Consider the following 14,726-nt stretch of genomic DNA (forward strand, 5'->3'; position numbering starts at 1 on the left):
AAAATTAAGCTGCACTTAAAGCATATGCACGAACGAATTCCGCATATATGAAATCATGCAGGAAAGATAAACTACCGAAGACACTGGAATATTATAAAAACCGTTTCATATAAATAGCGCCTTATTGAAAAAACAATTCCATGCGTATTGTTCGACCTCTGTCGACCCGCCCGGGACATCGACTTCACGCCAGGCGAACAATTGCCTGCACGTCCTTCGCGGTCTCAATTGAGCGCGCTCCGGTTTTCCTCCGTATCGGTCTTCGACAGGGTGTGCAGCGGCGCCGGGCAATCCGTCGTCGCGCAGTCGCGGCGGCGCGCCGGCGTCTCGCCGGAAACGAAGTTCGCCGCCACCAGTTCCAGGTCGGCTTCGTCCAGCACCCCGGCGTAGAAACGCAGGCGTGCCCAGGCCGTGAGGTAGTCGTACTTGGCCTTGGACAGCTCGTTCATCGCGCTGTACAGCGCCTGCTCGGCGTTCAGCAGGTCGAGGTTGACCCGCACCCCGGCGGCGATGCTCTTGCGCGTGGCCATCACCAGCGTCCGCGCCGAATCCACGGTCATCTCGTAGGCGCGGATCTTCGCCGCGCTGCTGCTGCTCTGGTTGTACATCTTGCGCACCTGGTTGAGGGTCTCGCGGACCTTGTCGTCCAGGTCGTAATGGCTCTTCTCCATGCGATGCGTGGCCTGGCGCGTCGCCGCCAGGGTCTCGCCGCCGGAGAACAGCGGAACGCTCAACTGGATGCCGACGCTGTCGGTCTCGTAGCGCTGGTTGTAGGTGTTCTCCGAACCGGACTTGGACTTGCCGGTGCTGGCGTACAGGCCCAGGCGCGGCAGGAAGTCGGCGCGGTTCTGCTCGACCTCGTAGCGGGCCACGTCCACCGCGTGGCGCAGCGAGGCCAGCTCGGGATTCTCGGCCAGCGCCAGGTCGCGCCAGGCGGTGTAGCTGGCGGGGCTCAGCGGGCGCACCTGGAAGCGTTCGCCGAGCGGCGCCAGGTCGGCGATCTCCAGCGGCGCCCCGACCAGCCGCTCCAGCTCGCGCAGGGCGGCATCCTGGCTGTCCCGCGCCTCGATTTCCTGGGCCTGGGCCAGGTTGAAGCGGGCCTGGGTCTCCAGGGTGTCGGTGCGGGTGCCGTTGCCGCGCTCGAACTGGCGCTGGTTGAGCTGGAACTGCTCGCGGTAGGAGCGTTTCTGCGCCCGCGCCAGTTCGATCTGGTCCTGGGCCAGCAGCGCGCCGGTATAGGCTTCCAGGACCCGGACCAGCAGTTCCTGGCTCTGGCTGCGGAAGCGCTCGTCGGACAACAGCGCCTGGGCCACGCCCTTGCGGTAGCGGCTGAAGGCCTCGTAGTCGAACAACGGCTGTTGCAGGCTGAGGGTGGAGACGTAGCTGTCGTAGTCGCGGTCTTCCTTGAAATCGCCGCGGGTGGTGGCCTGGGTCACATCGGACCAGCTGCGCCCACGGTTGTAGCTGTACACCAGGCGCGGCAGCAGCGCCGCGCGGCCGAGCGCACGGTATTGCCTGCCGGCCTCGTGCTCCTGGATCGCGGCCTGGAACTGCGGGTCGTTCTCCAGGGCCAGGTGATAGCCGTCCAGCAGGCCGAGGGCGAAGGCGTCCTCGCGCAGCAGCAACAGGAAGGCGCCGAACAGCCAGGTCATCAGGCGGCGCATGGTCATCGGTCAGTTCTCCGCCAGCGCCACGTGGGCGCGGTCGAACAGGGGCTTGAACAGGTAATTGAGCAGCGAGCGCTCGCCGGTGCGGACGAACACCTGCACCGCCATCCCCGGGCGGATCTGCAGGCCCTTCAGCTTGCCCATCGCGGCCGCGTCGACCTGGGCGCGCAGCGCGTAGTAGGGCTGCTTGTTCTGCTCGTCGAGCAGGCGGTCGGCGCTGACCATGGTCACCTCGCCGGTGACCCGCGGGGTCTTGCTCTGGTTGAAGGCGGTGAACAGCATCTCCACCGGCAGCCCGCTGTGGATCCGGTCGACCAGGTTCACCGCGAGCTGGCCCTCCACTTCCAGGCTGTCGCTGTTGGGCACGATGTACATCAGCAATTCGCCGGGGCCGATCACCCCGCCATCGGTGAACACCTTCAAGCCGGCCACGTAGCCGCTGACCGGCGCGCGGATCTCGGCGTGCCGCAGCTCGTAGCGCGCCGAGGACAGCTCCTCCCAGAGCGTCCGCGCATTGACCTGGGTTTCCGCCAGTTGCCCGTTGACTTCCTTGCGGTACTCCTCCTCGCGTTGGGCGATGCGCATCTGCGCCTCGGCGATGCTCTGGCGGATCTGCCCGAAGCGACCGCTGCTCTCCGATAGCCGGGCGTTCACCTCGGCCAGTTGGCGCTCCTGTTCGAGCAACTGGTTGCGCGGCATGTAGCCTTCCTCGGCGAGGTCGCGCGCACCGCTCAACTGGCTGTTCAACAGGCGTTGTTGCAGGCGCTGGTTGCCCTCGGTCTGGCGCAACCCTTCGAGCTGGGCGCGCAGCCCCTCGATGTTCGCCCGCAATGCGGAGAGTTCGTTGGCCAGCGCGGTCTGGCGGCTGTGCAGCAACTGCCGCTGCAACTCCAGGCGCTCGCCGAGGGTCGGCAGCGGGGCCTGCTCGGCCAGCCCCGCGGGCATCTCCAGGGTCCGCCGGCCGTCGTATTCGGCCTGCAGGCGCGCCTGGTTGAGCCGCGCGTTGGCGTACCGGTTGAGCAGCGAATCGACGTTGGCCCGGGCCTGGGTCGGTTCCATGCGGATCAGCGGCTCGCCCGCCTCCACATGCTGGCCGTCGCGCACCAGGATGTGCTTGACCACCCCGCCCAGCGGATGCTGCACCGACTTGCGCTGGCCGGAGATGATCACCGTGGCCGGCACCGCCACGCCCTGGTCGAGCGGCGCGAAGGCGGCCCAGAGCAGCGCGCCGCCGAAGCCGAACAGGACCAGCAGCCAGCCCAGTCGCGCATAGGCGTTCTCGTCGCGTTTCACCGTGCGGGTCATTCCACACCTCCCTGGCGCGGCGCGGCCACCACCTGCGGCGCGCCGTAGCCGGCCACCCGGTAGTCCGCGCGCTGCTGCGACGCCGACGCGGCGCGCTGGTTGTTCAAGGCGGCGAGCACCTGGTCGCGCTCGCCGTACAGGTGCAACTGGCCGGCGTTCAGCGCCAGCAGGCGGTCGGCGCAACCCAGCACGCCGGCCCGGTGGGTGATCAGCAGCACCGTGCAGCTACGCGCCTTGAGCGCCTGGATCGCCGCCAGCAGCGCCTGCTCGCCGCTGTCGTCGAGGTTCGAGTTGGGTTCGTCGAGCACCACCAGGGTCGGCGCGCCGTACAGCGCCCGGGCCAGGGCGATGCGCTGGCGCTGGCCGCCGGAAAGCCCGGCGCCGCCGACGCCGAGCACGGTGTCGTAGCCCTGCGGCAGGCGCAGGACCAGTTCGTGGACCCCGGCCAGGCGCGCCGCCTCCACCACCTTGTCGGCCTGCACCTCGCCGAAGCGGGCGATGTTTTCCGCCACCGTGCCGGCGAACAGTTCGATGTCCTGCGGCAGGTAGCCGATGCGCGGGCCGAGGGTCTCGCGCTCGTACTGGCGGATCTCGGCGCCGTCCAGGCGCACGCTGCCGTGCAGGGTCGGCCAGATGCCCAGCACTACCCGCGCCAGGCTCGACTTGCCGGAGCCGGACGGACCGATCACGCCGACCACCGAGCCGGCCGGGATCGCCAGGGTCAGGCCACGCAGGGTGCGCGCCTCGCTGCCGGGCGGCGCCGCGTCCAGCGATTCCAGCAGCAGGTGGCCACGCGGCTCGGGCAATTCCATGCGCCGCTCGCGGGCGGGGAATTCGTCGAGCAGGCCGCTCAGCCGGCGATAGGCATCGCGCGCCGCGCCCCACTGCTTCCACACGCCGATCAGTTGGTCGATAGGCCCCAGCGCACGGCCCATCAGGATCGAGCCGGCGATCATCATCCCCGGGGTGATGCGTCCCTCCACCGCCAGCCAGGCGCCGAGGCCGAGCACCAGGGATTGCAGGGCGATGCGCAGGTATTTGCTCAGCGCGTTGATCCGCGCCGCGCGCTCGCTGGCCAGGCTCTGCTGGTCGAGGAACGCCTGGTGCAGCCGTTCCCAGCGCCCGCGCATGCTGCCGAGCATGCCCATCGCCTCGATCACCTCGGCGTTGCGCAGGCTGTTGCTGGCCAGTTGGCCGGACTTGATCGACAACTCGCCGGCCTTGGCCAGCGGCGCACGGGTGGCGCGTTCGTTGAACCAGGCCAGGGCCATCAGGGCCAGCGCGCCGACCAGCGAGAGCAGGCCGAGCCAGGGGTCGAAGAGGAAGATCACCAGCAGGTAGACCGGGAACCAGGGTGCGTCGAAGAAGGCGAACAGCGCCTGGCCGGTGATGAACTGGCGCAGGGTGGTCAGGTCGTGCAGCGCCTGGCTGGCCTCCTGGCCGCCGGCGCGCAGGTTGCGTTCGAAGGCGGCGGCGTAGATCCGCCCGTGCAACTGGCCGTCGAAGCGTTCGCTGACCCGCACCAGGACGAAGCTGCGCAGCGCCTCCAGCGCGCCCATGAAGACGAACACACCGAGCGCCATCAGGGTCAGCATCAACAGGGTGACTTCGTTGGCCGAGGACAGCACGCGGTCGTACACCTGCAGCATGTACAGCGAGGGCACCAGCATCAGCAGGTTGATCACCCCGGAGAACGCCGCCACGCTGCGCAACGCGCCGCGGCTGGCCGCCAGGGCCTGTTTGATTTCGTTGGTAACGCTGGAACCGAGCCTTGCCATCGAGCGCGCTCACTTCTGCCACGACTGCCGCTGGAATCCCGAATGAGCCCGGATGGCACCTCCCTGTGCCGGGCGTTCCCTCGCCGTCAGGCGGCCAGGGCCTGATGCTCCGGCGCCGGGTCGGCGCCGATCAGCTGGATTGTCGGCGGCGCCGCTTCGCCGCCGTGGCCGAGCAGCGCCGCGAGCACCTTGCCGGCCCCGTCCAGTGCGCTGTGCGCGGTATCCCCGGCGATACCGGCGACGATCGACAGGTCATTGTCGAGGTCATGCACCAGCTCGATCTGGCCCTTCGGCCCGACCCCGGCGACATCGACACCGGCAATCGTTTGCGCATACAGCTTGCTGTCGAAGTGCAGGTCCAACGTCGGCAGCGAGACACCGATGTCCTTGACCACCGGCACGTAGCCGAGGATGCCGCCGACGATGGGCAGGTCCTTGAGGGTCACCTCGTTCCAGCTCAGCAGCTTGACCTCGTTGTAGCTACCCAGCTCCAGGGTGCCGCCGAGATTGGCCACGCCGAGGTTGTAGCTGGGTCCGGCGATACCGTAGAACTTGGCGCTGAAGCCTTCCTTGTCGACCGAGCCGACCACTCCCAGGCCGCCGAGGTTGAGCGGCGCCAGCACCGGCACCAGCGGCGCGGTGATCGGATTCAGCGCCAGGGCTGCGGTGACCAGCGGAGTCAGCGGCGTCTCGCCGCCGAAGGTCAGGCCTTGCTCGGTGAAGGAGACGTTGATCGGCAGCGGACCGAGGATGCCGCGGCTATCGGGAATCACGCCCTGGTCGTGATTGCCGCCGAGCAGCGAGCCGATCACATTGACCCCGAGCAGGCCGTCGCTATTGCCGAGGCTTAGCGAGCCACCCTGGTAGGCGGCGTGGTAGAGATCGTTGGCGGCCTTCAGGCTGTCGCTGCCGAATTCCCAGGCATGGCCGACGGTGGCACCGACGCCCTGCCCCAGGTCACCGACCAGCTTCAGGTAATCCTCCGGCTCGACGCGCCCGTGCAACAAGTCGTCGGCGATCGCCAGCGAGTTGCCGGCCAGCCCGCCCAGCGTGCCGACCGCGGAGCCTACGGTGTCGAGGGCGTCGCCGGCGATCTCGCCGAGCGTGCCGGCCACCGCGCCGACCGTACCCTCCAGCGCCTGCTCCACGCTGGCAACGGCGTCATGCACCGATGTAAGCGCTTCGTGCACCTGCTGCTCCACGGCGTCGACGGTGGAGCCCACCAATGTCCTGGCCACGTCCGCCACCGCCGTGACGGCGGTGGCGGCCACCTGCGTCGCGCGCTCGTAGACCTGGCCGAACAGGTTCGCGGCTGCATTGAATAATCCCATCTTCTGTTCCTCGATTGAGTTGTCTCGGTTATCGCGTTTCCGGCGCAGGTCGCTGTTTACCGACCGAACCGGTCACGCGGTTAAGCGCAGTCAGTGAGTTCCGCGAGAAAACGGAACGCGGGTACCTGAAAGTTCATCAGGCCTGGCGACAACTTGTTTTTATTGGAAGACAGGAGCCCCCCGAGGGCGAAACCCATTTAATCCCGAGCAGCCCGCAACAGAGCGCTCTCCACCGCTTCGCCTGTTAAGTAGGACTAACATGGGAAAGGCGAATTTGTACCACCACTTAAATCAGTTCAATACTTTGGTTGGGCATACCGACCTGTCAGTTCTGCCAGGTGGATTTCCAAGCCCCTGATTCCTAAACGGATTATTGACGCTTTTAATTAATATCGAATGACGGACGGTCGCCCCGGCACGAACTCTGACGAAAATCAGAAATGAAGAAAGGGTTATATCCTTATGCACCAAAGTGCCGAGCCGCCCTCGCGGCGTGCCCAACTAGCGTGCAACTTCGGCAGCGCCCTCTTCGAAGAAGCGAATGACACTTTTGCGTGGCTCATAAGGAACACTCTTATTGCGTGAAGCACATCACAAAATATTGAATCGAACAGTCCGGGCGGATTGTTTTCTCCTGGTAAACGATGATTAACGGCGCGCTCCCAACGCCGGGTTATTTCCATGAATCGCTTCAGCCAACGCCTTGCCTGCCGATAGCCTCTGCCGTCACCCGTTCCCGCCCTTGCTCCCCGCCTTGCCTGCCCCTATCCTGCGCCCGTCACGGCCAAATCCGTGACCGGGTTTGACAGCCCGAAGAGACGGCGCGATGCGCCGAGCGGTGCATGCGAAAGCAGCGAATGCTTTTGCAGGCATCGGCTCGACCGCAGTTTTCCAACTGCGGGCCTTCATGGCGGATCGCGTGGGGAGACCCTCGTGGTCTGCCGGTTCCGTTTCCCGGTCTGTCAACCCTGCGCGATCCTGCCTCCATCGATTGACAGCGAAGGCGGCAGGTCATGTGACTCTCAGAAACGGAGTACCCAGCATGACGAAGGATGAAAAGGAAAAGACCCACGTCGACGCAATCATCGAACGCTACAAGGACCTGATGGTCGAGATTCCCCCCGCCGACCAGCAACCCGGTCTCTCCCTGCTCTGGCCGGTTCCCGCCCAGCCCGCCATCGACAAGGGCGTCCGCCAGGCCGAGAACTGGCTTGCCGACCAGATCGAAGGCCAGCTCTGGACCGCCTTCGCCTTCGGCCGCGACAGCCTGCCCACACCGATGCAGAAGACCGCCTTCGAAGTGGCCTTCCTGACGCGCCTGCAGCAGCGCCTGGTAGCCGCTCGACGTTCCGGTTGACCCGGCCATGGCGAATGACGCCGGTGGCGTCGTTCGCCCCTACGCCAAGTCTCCATCGCGGTCTCGGGCACCGCGTACGAAATCATCGCCAGACTCCGCCTGGCAACGCACCGAGCGTCTGGAGCGCCCCGGTGCGCCATCCCCCCAGCCGGATTGAACGCAAGCGCACCCACCGCCCTCCTATATTCCATACGACCCACCACCTCAACCGGAACCGAGCAAGACTCCGCAGACATGGCACAGCCTTTCACCATCGAACCGGACCCGAACACCCTCGACCATCCACCGGCCTTCCTGGCCAACGGAGGAGCGGTCGGGAAACTGTTGCTCAGCCTCGACGCGGCCAGTTCGCCCCTCGGCCCGCCGGACGCCTGGTCGGCGAGCCTGAAGACGACGATGGCCACGCTGCTGCCGGCCAAGGCGCAGATCGTGCTGTTCTGGGGCGCGGAATTCGTCGCCCTGTACAACGATGCCTACGCGCCGAGCATCGGCGACAAGCATCCGCGCGCCCTCGGCCGGCCGGCGATAGAGAACTGGCGGGAGCTGTGGGATGACCTCGAACCGCTGCTGCGCGGGGTGTACGAGACCGGCGAGACCTTCGCGGCAAAGGATCGGCCCTTCTACATCGAACGCCATGGACGCGGCGAGACGGTCTATTTCGACGTGTCCTATTCGGCGGTGCGGGAAACCGACGGTTCCGTCGGCGGCGTGCTGTGCATCGTCACCGAGACCACCGAGCGGGTGCGTTTCGAACGCCGCCAGGCGTTCCTCCTGGAACTGGGCCAGACCCTGCCGTCCCTGGCCGATCCCCTGGAAATCGAAGCCACCGCCCTGCGCCGGCTCGGCGAGGAGCTGGGCGCGTCGCGGATATTCTTCGGCGAGGACAACGGCGACGGCATGACCTTCCAGGTCCATCGCGACTATCTCCACGACGGCCGCTCGGCGGTCGGTCGGCATCGCTACCTGGCGTTCGGCGCCACCCTGTCCGGCGAACTGCATGCCGGACGCAGCGTGGCGCGGGAAGACCTCGCCGGGGAGCGCGGCATGAGTCTCGACGAGGCGGCGAGCCGCGCGCGCCTGGGGCTGGGCGCCACGCTGCACGTCCCGGTGCTGCGCCACGGCCGGCTGGAGGCGCTGCTGGCGATCCACTTCGCCCATCCGCAGGCCCTCGGCGAAGATTCGCGCCGCCTGGCGGAGGAAGCCGCCAAGCTGGCCTGGACCTCGCTCACCCATGCCCGCGCGGAGCTGGCGCTGCGCACCAGTTCCGCGCAACTGGCGGCGATGTTCGACCAGGCCAGCGCGGGCATCGCGGTATGCGACCGGAACTGGCGCTTCACCCGGGTCAACGATCGCTACTGCGAGATCGCCGGCCGTTCGCGCGAGACCCTGCTCGGCCTGCGCATGCAGGACATCCTCGACCCCGCCGACTTCGCCCTCCCCGCGGCGCCAGGCGGAGCGACCGGCGCGGCGTTCGAGATGAGCGGCCGCTACGTTCGCCCCGACGGCGATACGGTGTGGGTGCAGAACCAGGTCACGCCGCTGGTGGACGAGCAGCATGCCGCCAGCGGCCTGCTCTGCGTGTGCATGGACATCAGCGCGCGGGTACGCGCCGAGAACGAGCTGCGCGAACTCAACGAAAGCCTGGAAGAACGTGTCGCGACCATGCTCGCCCAGCGCGAAAGCGCCCTGGCGCAGCTTCACGAGGCACGCAAGATGGAGATGGTCGGCCAGTTGACCGGCGGCATCGCCCATGACTTCAACAACCTGCTGACGCCGATCATGGCCTCGCTGGAACTGATCCGCCGGCGGCTCGACGACGCCCGCTCCACCGACCTCATCGACGGCGCGCTACAGTCCGCCGAACGGGCGCGGAACCTCGTCGGTCGCCTGCTCACCTTCGCCCGCCGGCAAACCCTCAAGCCGCAGGCGGTGGCCCTGCGCGAGCTGGTCGAAGGCATGCACGACCTGATCGAGCGCTCGCTCGGCCCGACCATCGAGGTCCGCATCGAGATCCCGGAACGCCTGCCTGCGGTGGTGGTGGATCCGCACCAGTTCGAACTGGCCATCCTCAACCTCGCGGTGAACGCCCGCGACGCCATGGGCGAAGGCGGCCGCCTGGAAATAGGCGCGCGGACCGACCTGGTGATCGACGGCGCGGTGGACGGTCTCGGCGCCGGCCGCTACGTGTGCCTGGAAGTCGCCGACAACGGCGGAGGCATGCCCGCCGAGGTGCTGGCCCGCTGCATGGAGCCGTTCTTTTCCACCAAGGGCGTGGGCAAGGGCACCGGCCTCGGCCTGTCGATGGTCCAGGGCCTGGTCGCCCAGTCCGGCGGCGGCCTGGGGATCCACTCGGAGATCGGCAAGGGGACCCGGGTGAGCATCTGGCTGCCGATCACCGCGGAGCAGACGCAATCCACCGCAGAAAGCTGCCCGGACGCACCGGAAGCGTTGCGGCCGACCCACGTGCTGCTGGTCGACGACGACAGGATGGTGCGCTACACCACCGCGCTGCTGCTCGGCGATCTCGGCTACCAGGTCAGCGAGGCGGCGTCGGCGGAGGAAGCCCTGGGCGAGGTCGAGCGCGGCCTGGCGCCCGACCTGCTGGTCACCGACCATCTCATGGCCGACAAGACCGGCGTGCAGCTTGCCGAGGAACTGCGCCAGCGCTTCCCACAATTGCCGGTGCTGGTCATCACCGGCTACGCCAACCTCAGGCCCGAGCAACTCAACGGCTTCGAGGTGTTGACCAAGCCGTTCCGCCACAACGAACTCGCCGAACGCCTCGCCCGGCTGCTGGAAGCCTCGCCGTGAGGCCCCGGGCCGGCGGAACGCCTCAGCGCACCCGCTCGCGGCTCTTCACCGCCAGGTCCAGGGCTTTCTGCATGTCCAGCCGCGCCGAGCGGCCGACGTCGCGGTGGTCCAGGCGGTAGCCGCGCTCCGAGGGCAGGATCGGTGCGGTGAGGTCCTCGGCATCGGCCGGCTCGAAATCGTAGTCGCCGCCGATGGTCATGGCGCTGCGCCGGAGCAGCATGCGGATCTCCTCGGGTCGCAGCCGCGGGTTGAGGGAAAGCATGGCGGCGACCGTGCCGGCGACCATCGGCGTGGCATAGGAGGTGCCGCAGTGCACCTCGCCCCGCGCGTCCCGCTCCAGGGTCGAGGCATGGGTACAGGCGGCGGCGGTGACATCCACCCGCATGTCGACGTTCGAGGTGCTGCGCTTGACCGCGTAGGCCGGGTCGTCCACCGCCAGGCCTTGGCGCTCGCTGCGCTGGTGGCCGCCCACCACCAGCAACTGCTCGGTGACGAAGGAGGACGGCAGGCGGTATTCGTCGGTACCGGAGTAGGACGAGCCGTTGCCGGCGGAGTTGACCACCAGCACGTCCGGATGCTCCTTGCGCAGCCAGAGGAAGAATTCCTCGAGCAACTCCTCGTAGCCGCTCATGGCGATCCCCGAGCGCACCAGCGAATCCACCTCGTCGCCGTCGACGTCGCGAGCGCCGACGCGGTGGATGCCCCAGCTCCAGTTGAGCACCCGCACGCCATCCTCCACCAGGTTCACCGAGGCGGCGACGTTGGCCGTGATGCCAGCGTCCGAATTGCGCTCGACGATCACTTCGAAACCCTGGCTGGCGCGGTCCAGCCCACGCAGGAAGCCACTGTTGCCGCCCTGGTCCCAGCGCGCGGCGAGGATGCCGGCGACCGTCGAACCGTGGTTGTCGGGACGTTCGGCATCGCGCGCGTAGAGGCAGGTACGCGGCGCGGGCGCCTTGCAGGGGCCGAGGTAGTCGGCGAAGTCGGGGGCGTCGAAGTCGACGTCGCGCTCGATCACCCCGATGCGCACCGGGCGGGTCTCCAGCGGGGCCTGGCGGGCGCGGACCCGACGCTGGTAATAGTTCACCGCGTCCATGAAACGATTGGCCGCCCACTCGTCGGAGTCGCTGTCCGGCTTGTCCACGGGCCGGCGCGCCGCCTCGGTTTCCTCGCCCTTCTCCGGCGCGGACTCCTCCACCACCACGGCGTCCACGCTGGTCTCGCTGCCGATGCGGAGGACCAGCGCGTCGCGCTGGACGAGGTCGCGCGCCGGCAGGCGCAACTGGTAGAGGTTCAACGGCGGGATCGCGCCGACCACCCGCGCGCCATATTTATCGGCCAGGCGTTCGGCCTCCCGGCGACCGTCGTGGTTCTCCTCGATCAACAGGCTGACCAGGTCGACGTAGGTGGTCAGGCCATCCATGTTCTTCGCCACCTCGTCGGGACCGGCGGCGAGCACATGACTGCCGTTCAGGGTCAGCCATACCGGATTGCTGCTGCGCCCGCCCTGCTCCAGCCAAAGCGGACCGCTGGCGTGGCCACGGCGGTCCAGGCGGAGTCGCAGGCCGTCGCCCTCGCGCCGCAGGGCGGTGGCCGGCAGTTCGCGGCCGTCCAGCAACAGGCGCGGCAGGCCGGAGCCCAGGCCGCGCACGCGCAGGCACCACTCCTGCCGCTCGCTGGCCAGGAGATCGCCGCAGCGCTCCAGGCGCTCCAGGCGCAGGGGTGTTTCGGCGGCTACCAAAGGACTGCCCAGGGACGCGAAAAGGATGGCGAAAACGGCACGGCGCAGCGGCATGGACTCGGCTTCCGGAACGGGGACCTGTTGTTCCGACCGCCTGGCGAAACGCTTCGTTCAGGTTGAAGGCGGGCGCAGGCTAGCCCGCCAGTTGCTCCAGCGCTCGCCGGGTGACGCCATCGATATAGCCCGGCTCGCCATAGATGCGCGCCAGCAGGATGGCGCCTTCGAAATCGGCCACCAGTTGCCGGCCGCGCTCCAGCGCCTGCGCCTCGTCGAAGGCCGGGCGGTAGAGCTGGGCGAAGGCTTGCGCCCAGTCGTCGAGGAAACTGCGGATCGGCGCCATCAGCTCGCTGCGACCATAGCTGGCGTCGACCGCGACCACGCCCATCAGGCAGCCGATGCTGTCGTCCTGGAACAACCGGGCGGCCTTGCGGCCGAGTTTTTCCAGGCGCTCGCGGGGCGTCAGCAGCGGGTCGTAGGCGATGCTGAAGAGCGTCTCGGCGAGCCGCTGGTGGGTCCATTCGAGAACGTCGCGGAGCAAGGCTTCCTTGTTCGGGTAGTGGTGGTAGAACGAGGCCTTGGTCAAGCCGCAGGCGCTGGACAGCATTTCCATGGTGGTGCCGTGGTAGCCGTAGCGACGGAAGGTGCCGGCGCAGCGCTGGAGAAGCTCGTCGCGGGAGATTTTCAACGGACGCACGGAAGGTTCCTGCTCTCGATCAAAGGCGTTGATTCTATGCCATAAGCCTTGGCGCCTCAATTTGACGGTTACCGAATGTTTGTTTAGTTTTTACAAACCGAATGTTCGGTAGGTAACTAGAAGAAGTTTCCGCTCCACCAACCCAAGCACAGGAGAGAGGCATCATGAGCGAAGCCAACAGCGGCCCGGGCCGCGTCACCCGAGAGCAGCGCGGTCATCTGTTTCTCATCGGCCTGGACCGCGCGGGCAAGCGCAACGCCTTCGACAGCGCAATGCTGGCGGACCTGGCGCTGGCCATGGGTGAATACGAGCGCAGCGAGGAATCCCGCTGTGCCGTGCTCTTCGCCCATGGCGAGCACTTCACCGCCGGGCTCGACCTGATGGAACTGGCACCGAAGCTCGCCGCCAGCGGTTTCCGCTATCCGGACGGCGGCGTCGATCCCTGGGGCGTGGTCCAGCCGCGTCGGAGCAAGCCGCTGGTGGTCGCGGTGCAAGGCACCTGCTGGACCGCCGGGATAGAGCTAATGCTCAATGCCGACATCGCGGTGGCCGCGCGCGGCACGCGCTTCGCCCATCTGGAGGTGCTACGCGGCATCCCGCCGCTGGGCGGATCCACCGTGCGCTTCCCGCGCGCGGCGGGCTGGACCGACGCCATGCGCTACATCCTCACCGGCGATGAGTTCGATGCCGACGAAGCCCTGCGCATGCGCCTGCTCACCGAGGTGGTGGAACCCGGCGAGGAACTGGCACGGGCCCTCGAATACGCCGAGCGGATCGCCCGGGCCGCGCCGCTGGCGGTGCGCGCCGCGCTGCAATCGGCGTTCCAGGGGCGCGACGAGGGGGACGATGCGGCGCTGTCGCGGGTCAACGAGTCGCTGGCCGCGTTGATCGGCAGCGAGGACGTCCGCGAGGGCGTGCTGGCGATGGTGCAAAAGCGCGCGCCGGCGTTCAAAGGCCGCTAGCTCCCCTGCGGGTCGACCCCCGGTCGCTCCGCTCCATCTCTCCTGCGGAAACCGACATGACTTCGTTGACTCAACATTCCGCAGCGCCGGTGCGGATGGAACGCCTGGCCCTGCCCGCGACCGACGGCTATCCGCTGTCCGCCTACCGCTACCACGCGCCGGGCCACGCCCATGGCAACCTGCTGGTGGCCGGCGCGACGGGCGTCGCCCAGCGCTTCTACCGGCGTTTCGCCGAACACGCCGCGCGCCAGGGCTTCGACGTACTCACCCTGGACTATCGCGGCATCGGCGAATCCGCGCCGGCAAGCCTGAAGGGCTTCGCCATGTCCTACCTGGACTGGGCCTACCGGGACCTCGCCGCCGCCGTCGAGCTGCTCGGCCGGGAGGAGCGGCCGCTGTACTGGATCGGCCACTCCTTCGGCGGCCACGCCATCGGCCTGCTGCCCGACCATGGGCGGCTCGCCGCCTGCTACAGCTTCGGCAGCGGCGCCGGCTGGAGCGGCTGGATGTCGCGCCGCGAAGCGCTCAAGGTGCGCCTGCTGTGGACCCTGGTGCTGCCGCCGCTGGTGGCCTGGAAAGGCTACATGGCCTGGAGCCTGCTGGGCATGGGCGACGACCTGCCGCTGGGGGTCTACCGCGACTGGAAGCGCTGGTGCCGCCATCCCCGCTACTATTTCGACGACCCGGCGATGCGCCACCTCCACCAGCGCTACGCCGCAGTGCGCACGCCCTGTCTGTTCGCCACCGCCCTGGACGATCCCTGGGCACCGCCGCGCTCGCGGGACGCCTTCGTCGAGGCCTACCGCAACGCACCGCTGGAAACCCTCGACCTGCGACCCGACGGTGGACCGCTCGGACACATGGGCTACTTCCGCGCCGGTGCAGAGGCGCTGTGGGACGACGCTCTGCGCTGGCTGAGACGGCATCCGGAGAACGCCTGAAAGACCAGCGAGAGCGCGCCATGCACCCGTTGCCGTTGTCCCTTCGCCTGTTCGCCGTCGCATTCTGGCTGGGCGTGGTCGCCGTGGAGTTCCTTCTCGAACGCAGCCGCGCCGAAAGCCGCGACCGGGGTTTCGCCGG

Annotated in this window: 10 protein-coding genes; 4 read left to right on the plus strand and 6 right to left on the minus strand. The window is 67.8% G+C overall.

The annotated features are described in order from the left end of the window. Positions 1 to 224: 224 nt before the first annotated feature. The 4 genes from aprF to aprX form a co-directional block, all read right to left on the minus strand. Positions 225 to 1,670: an alkaline protease secretion protein AprF gene (aprF, locus tag AT700_RS18995; protein WP_003086727.1), complete on the minus strand. Its 1,446-nt coding sequence runs from the start codon at positions 1,668 to 1,670 to the stop codon at positions 225 to 227. 3 nt (positions 1,671 to 1,673) lie between these two features. Beyond that, positions 1,674 to 2,972 (minus strand): alkaline protease secretion protein AprE, encoded by a 1,299-nt coding sequence (aprE, locus tag AT700_RS19000; protein ID WP_003082540.1) that lies wholly within the window; start codon positions 2,970 to 2,972, stop codon positions 1,674 to 1,676. Next, complete coding sequence (aprD, locus tag AT700_RS19005) at positions 2,969 to 4,750, minus strand: alkaline protease secretion ATP-binding protein AprD (RefSeq protein ID WP_048521215.1); 1,782 nt, start codon at positions 4,748 to 4,750, stop codon at positions 2,969 to 2,971. Before aprD ends, aprE begins: the two co-directional genes overlap by 4 nt. A gap of 86 nt (positions 4,751 to 4,836) precedes the next feature. Further along, the gene (gene aprX, locus AT700_RS19010; RefSeq protein WP_003082538.1) at positions 4,837 to 6,081 is read right to left on the minus strand and encodes a type I secretion system-dependent protein AprX; all 1,245 of its coding nucleotides are present in this window, start codon (positions 6,079 to 6,081) and stop codon (positions 4,837 to 4,839) included. Between the two features lie 1,042 nt (positions 6,082 to 7,123). Between aprX and AT700_RS19015 the strand changes: the two genes are divergently transcribed. Then, a complete protein-coding gene (locus AT700_RS19015) occupies positions 7,124 to 7,438 on the plus strand; it encodes a LasR-specific antiactivator QslA (RefSeq protein ID WP_031276105.1) in 315 nt (104 codons plus the stop codon). A gap of 234 nt (positions 7,439 to 7,672) precedes the next feature. After that, a complete protein-coding gene (locus AT700_RS19020; protein WP_023109052.1) occupies positions 7,673 to 10,249 on the plus strand; it encodes a PAS domain-containing protein in 2,577 nt (858 codons plus the stop codon). 22 nt (positions 10,250 to 10,271) lie between these two features. Here the strand turns inward: AT700_RS19020 and AT700_RS19025 are convergent, their stop codons facing one another. Together AT700_RS19025 and AT700_RS19030 are read right to left on the minus strand one after the other, a co-directional pair. Beyond that, a complete protein-coding gene (locus tag AT700_RS19025; protein WP_003082530.1) occupies positions 10,272 to 12,044 on the minus strand; it encodes a S8/S53 family peptidase in 1,773 nt (590 codons plus the stop codon). A gap of 79 nt (positions 12,045 to 12,123) precedes the next feature. Further along, positions 12,124 to 12,684, minus strand: coding sequence for a TetR/AcrR family transcriptional regulator (locus tag AT700_RS19030; protein WP_003086720.1), 561 nt, complete (start codon positions 12,682 to 12,684; stop codon positions 12,124 to 12,126). Positions 12,685 to 12,848: 164 nt separating this feature from the next. On the opposite strand from AT700_RS19030, the gene AT700_RS19035 reads away from it, so the two are divergent. After that, positions 12,849 to 13,646, plus strand: a complete 798-nt coding sequence (locus AT700_RS19035; protein WP_003086719.1) for a crotonase/enoyl-CoA hydratase family protein — start codon at positions 12,849 to 12,851, stop codon at positions 13,644 to 13,646. Positions 13,647 to 13,702: 56 nt separating this feature from the next. Continuing rightward, positions 13,703 to 14,587 (plus strand): alpha/beta fold hydrolase, encoded by an 885-nt coding sequence (locus AT700_RS19040; protein WP_003086717.1) that lies wholly within the window; start codon positions 13,703 to 13,705, stop codon positions 14,585 to 14,587. Positions 14,588 to 14,726 lie beyond the last annotated feature (139 nt).

The organism is Pseudomonas aeruginosa (genome assembly GCF_001457615.1).
Taxonomy (GTDB): Bacteria; Pseudomonadota; Gammaproteobacteria; order Pseudomonadales; family Pseudomonadaceae; genus Pseudomonas; species Pseudomonas aeruginosa.

Coding starts and splice junctions, on each gene's coding strand:
- aprF (WP_003086727.1), bottom strand. CDS start 1,670: ATGACCATGCGCCGCCTGATGACCTGGCTGTTCGGCGCCTTCCTGTTG.
- aprE (WP_003082540.1), bottom strand. CDS start 2,972: ATGACCCGCACGGTGAAACGCGACGAGAACGCCTATGCGCGACTGGGC.
- aprD (WP_048521215.1), bottom strand. CDS start 4,750: ATGGCAAGGCTCGGTTCCAGCGTTACCAACGAAATCAAACAGGCCCTG.
- aprX (WP_003082538.1), bottom strand. CDS start 6,081: ATGGGATTATTCAATGCAGCCGCGAACCTGTTCGGCCAGGTCTACGAG.
- AT700_RS19015 (WP_031276105.1), top strand. CDS start 7,124: ATGACGAAGGATGAAAAGGAAAAGACCCACGTCGACGCAATCATCGAA.
- AT700_RS19020 (WP_023109052.1), top strand. CDS start 7,673: ATGGCACAGCCTTTCACCATCGAACCGGACCCGAACACCCTCGACCAT.
- AT700_RS19025 (WP_003082530.1), bottom strand. CDS start 12,044: ATGCCGCTGCGCCGTGCCGTTTTCGCCATCCTTTTCGCGTCCCTGGGC.
- AT700_RS19035 (WP_003086719.1), top strand. CDS start 12,849: ATGAGCGAAGCCAACAGCGGCCCGGGCCGCGTCACCCGAGAGCAGCGC.
- AT700_RS19040 (WP_003086717.1), top strand. CDS start 13,703: ATGACTTCGTTGACTCAACATTCCGCAGCGCCGGTGCGGATGGAACGC.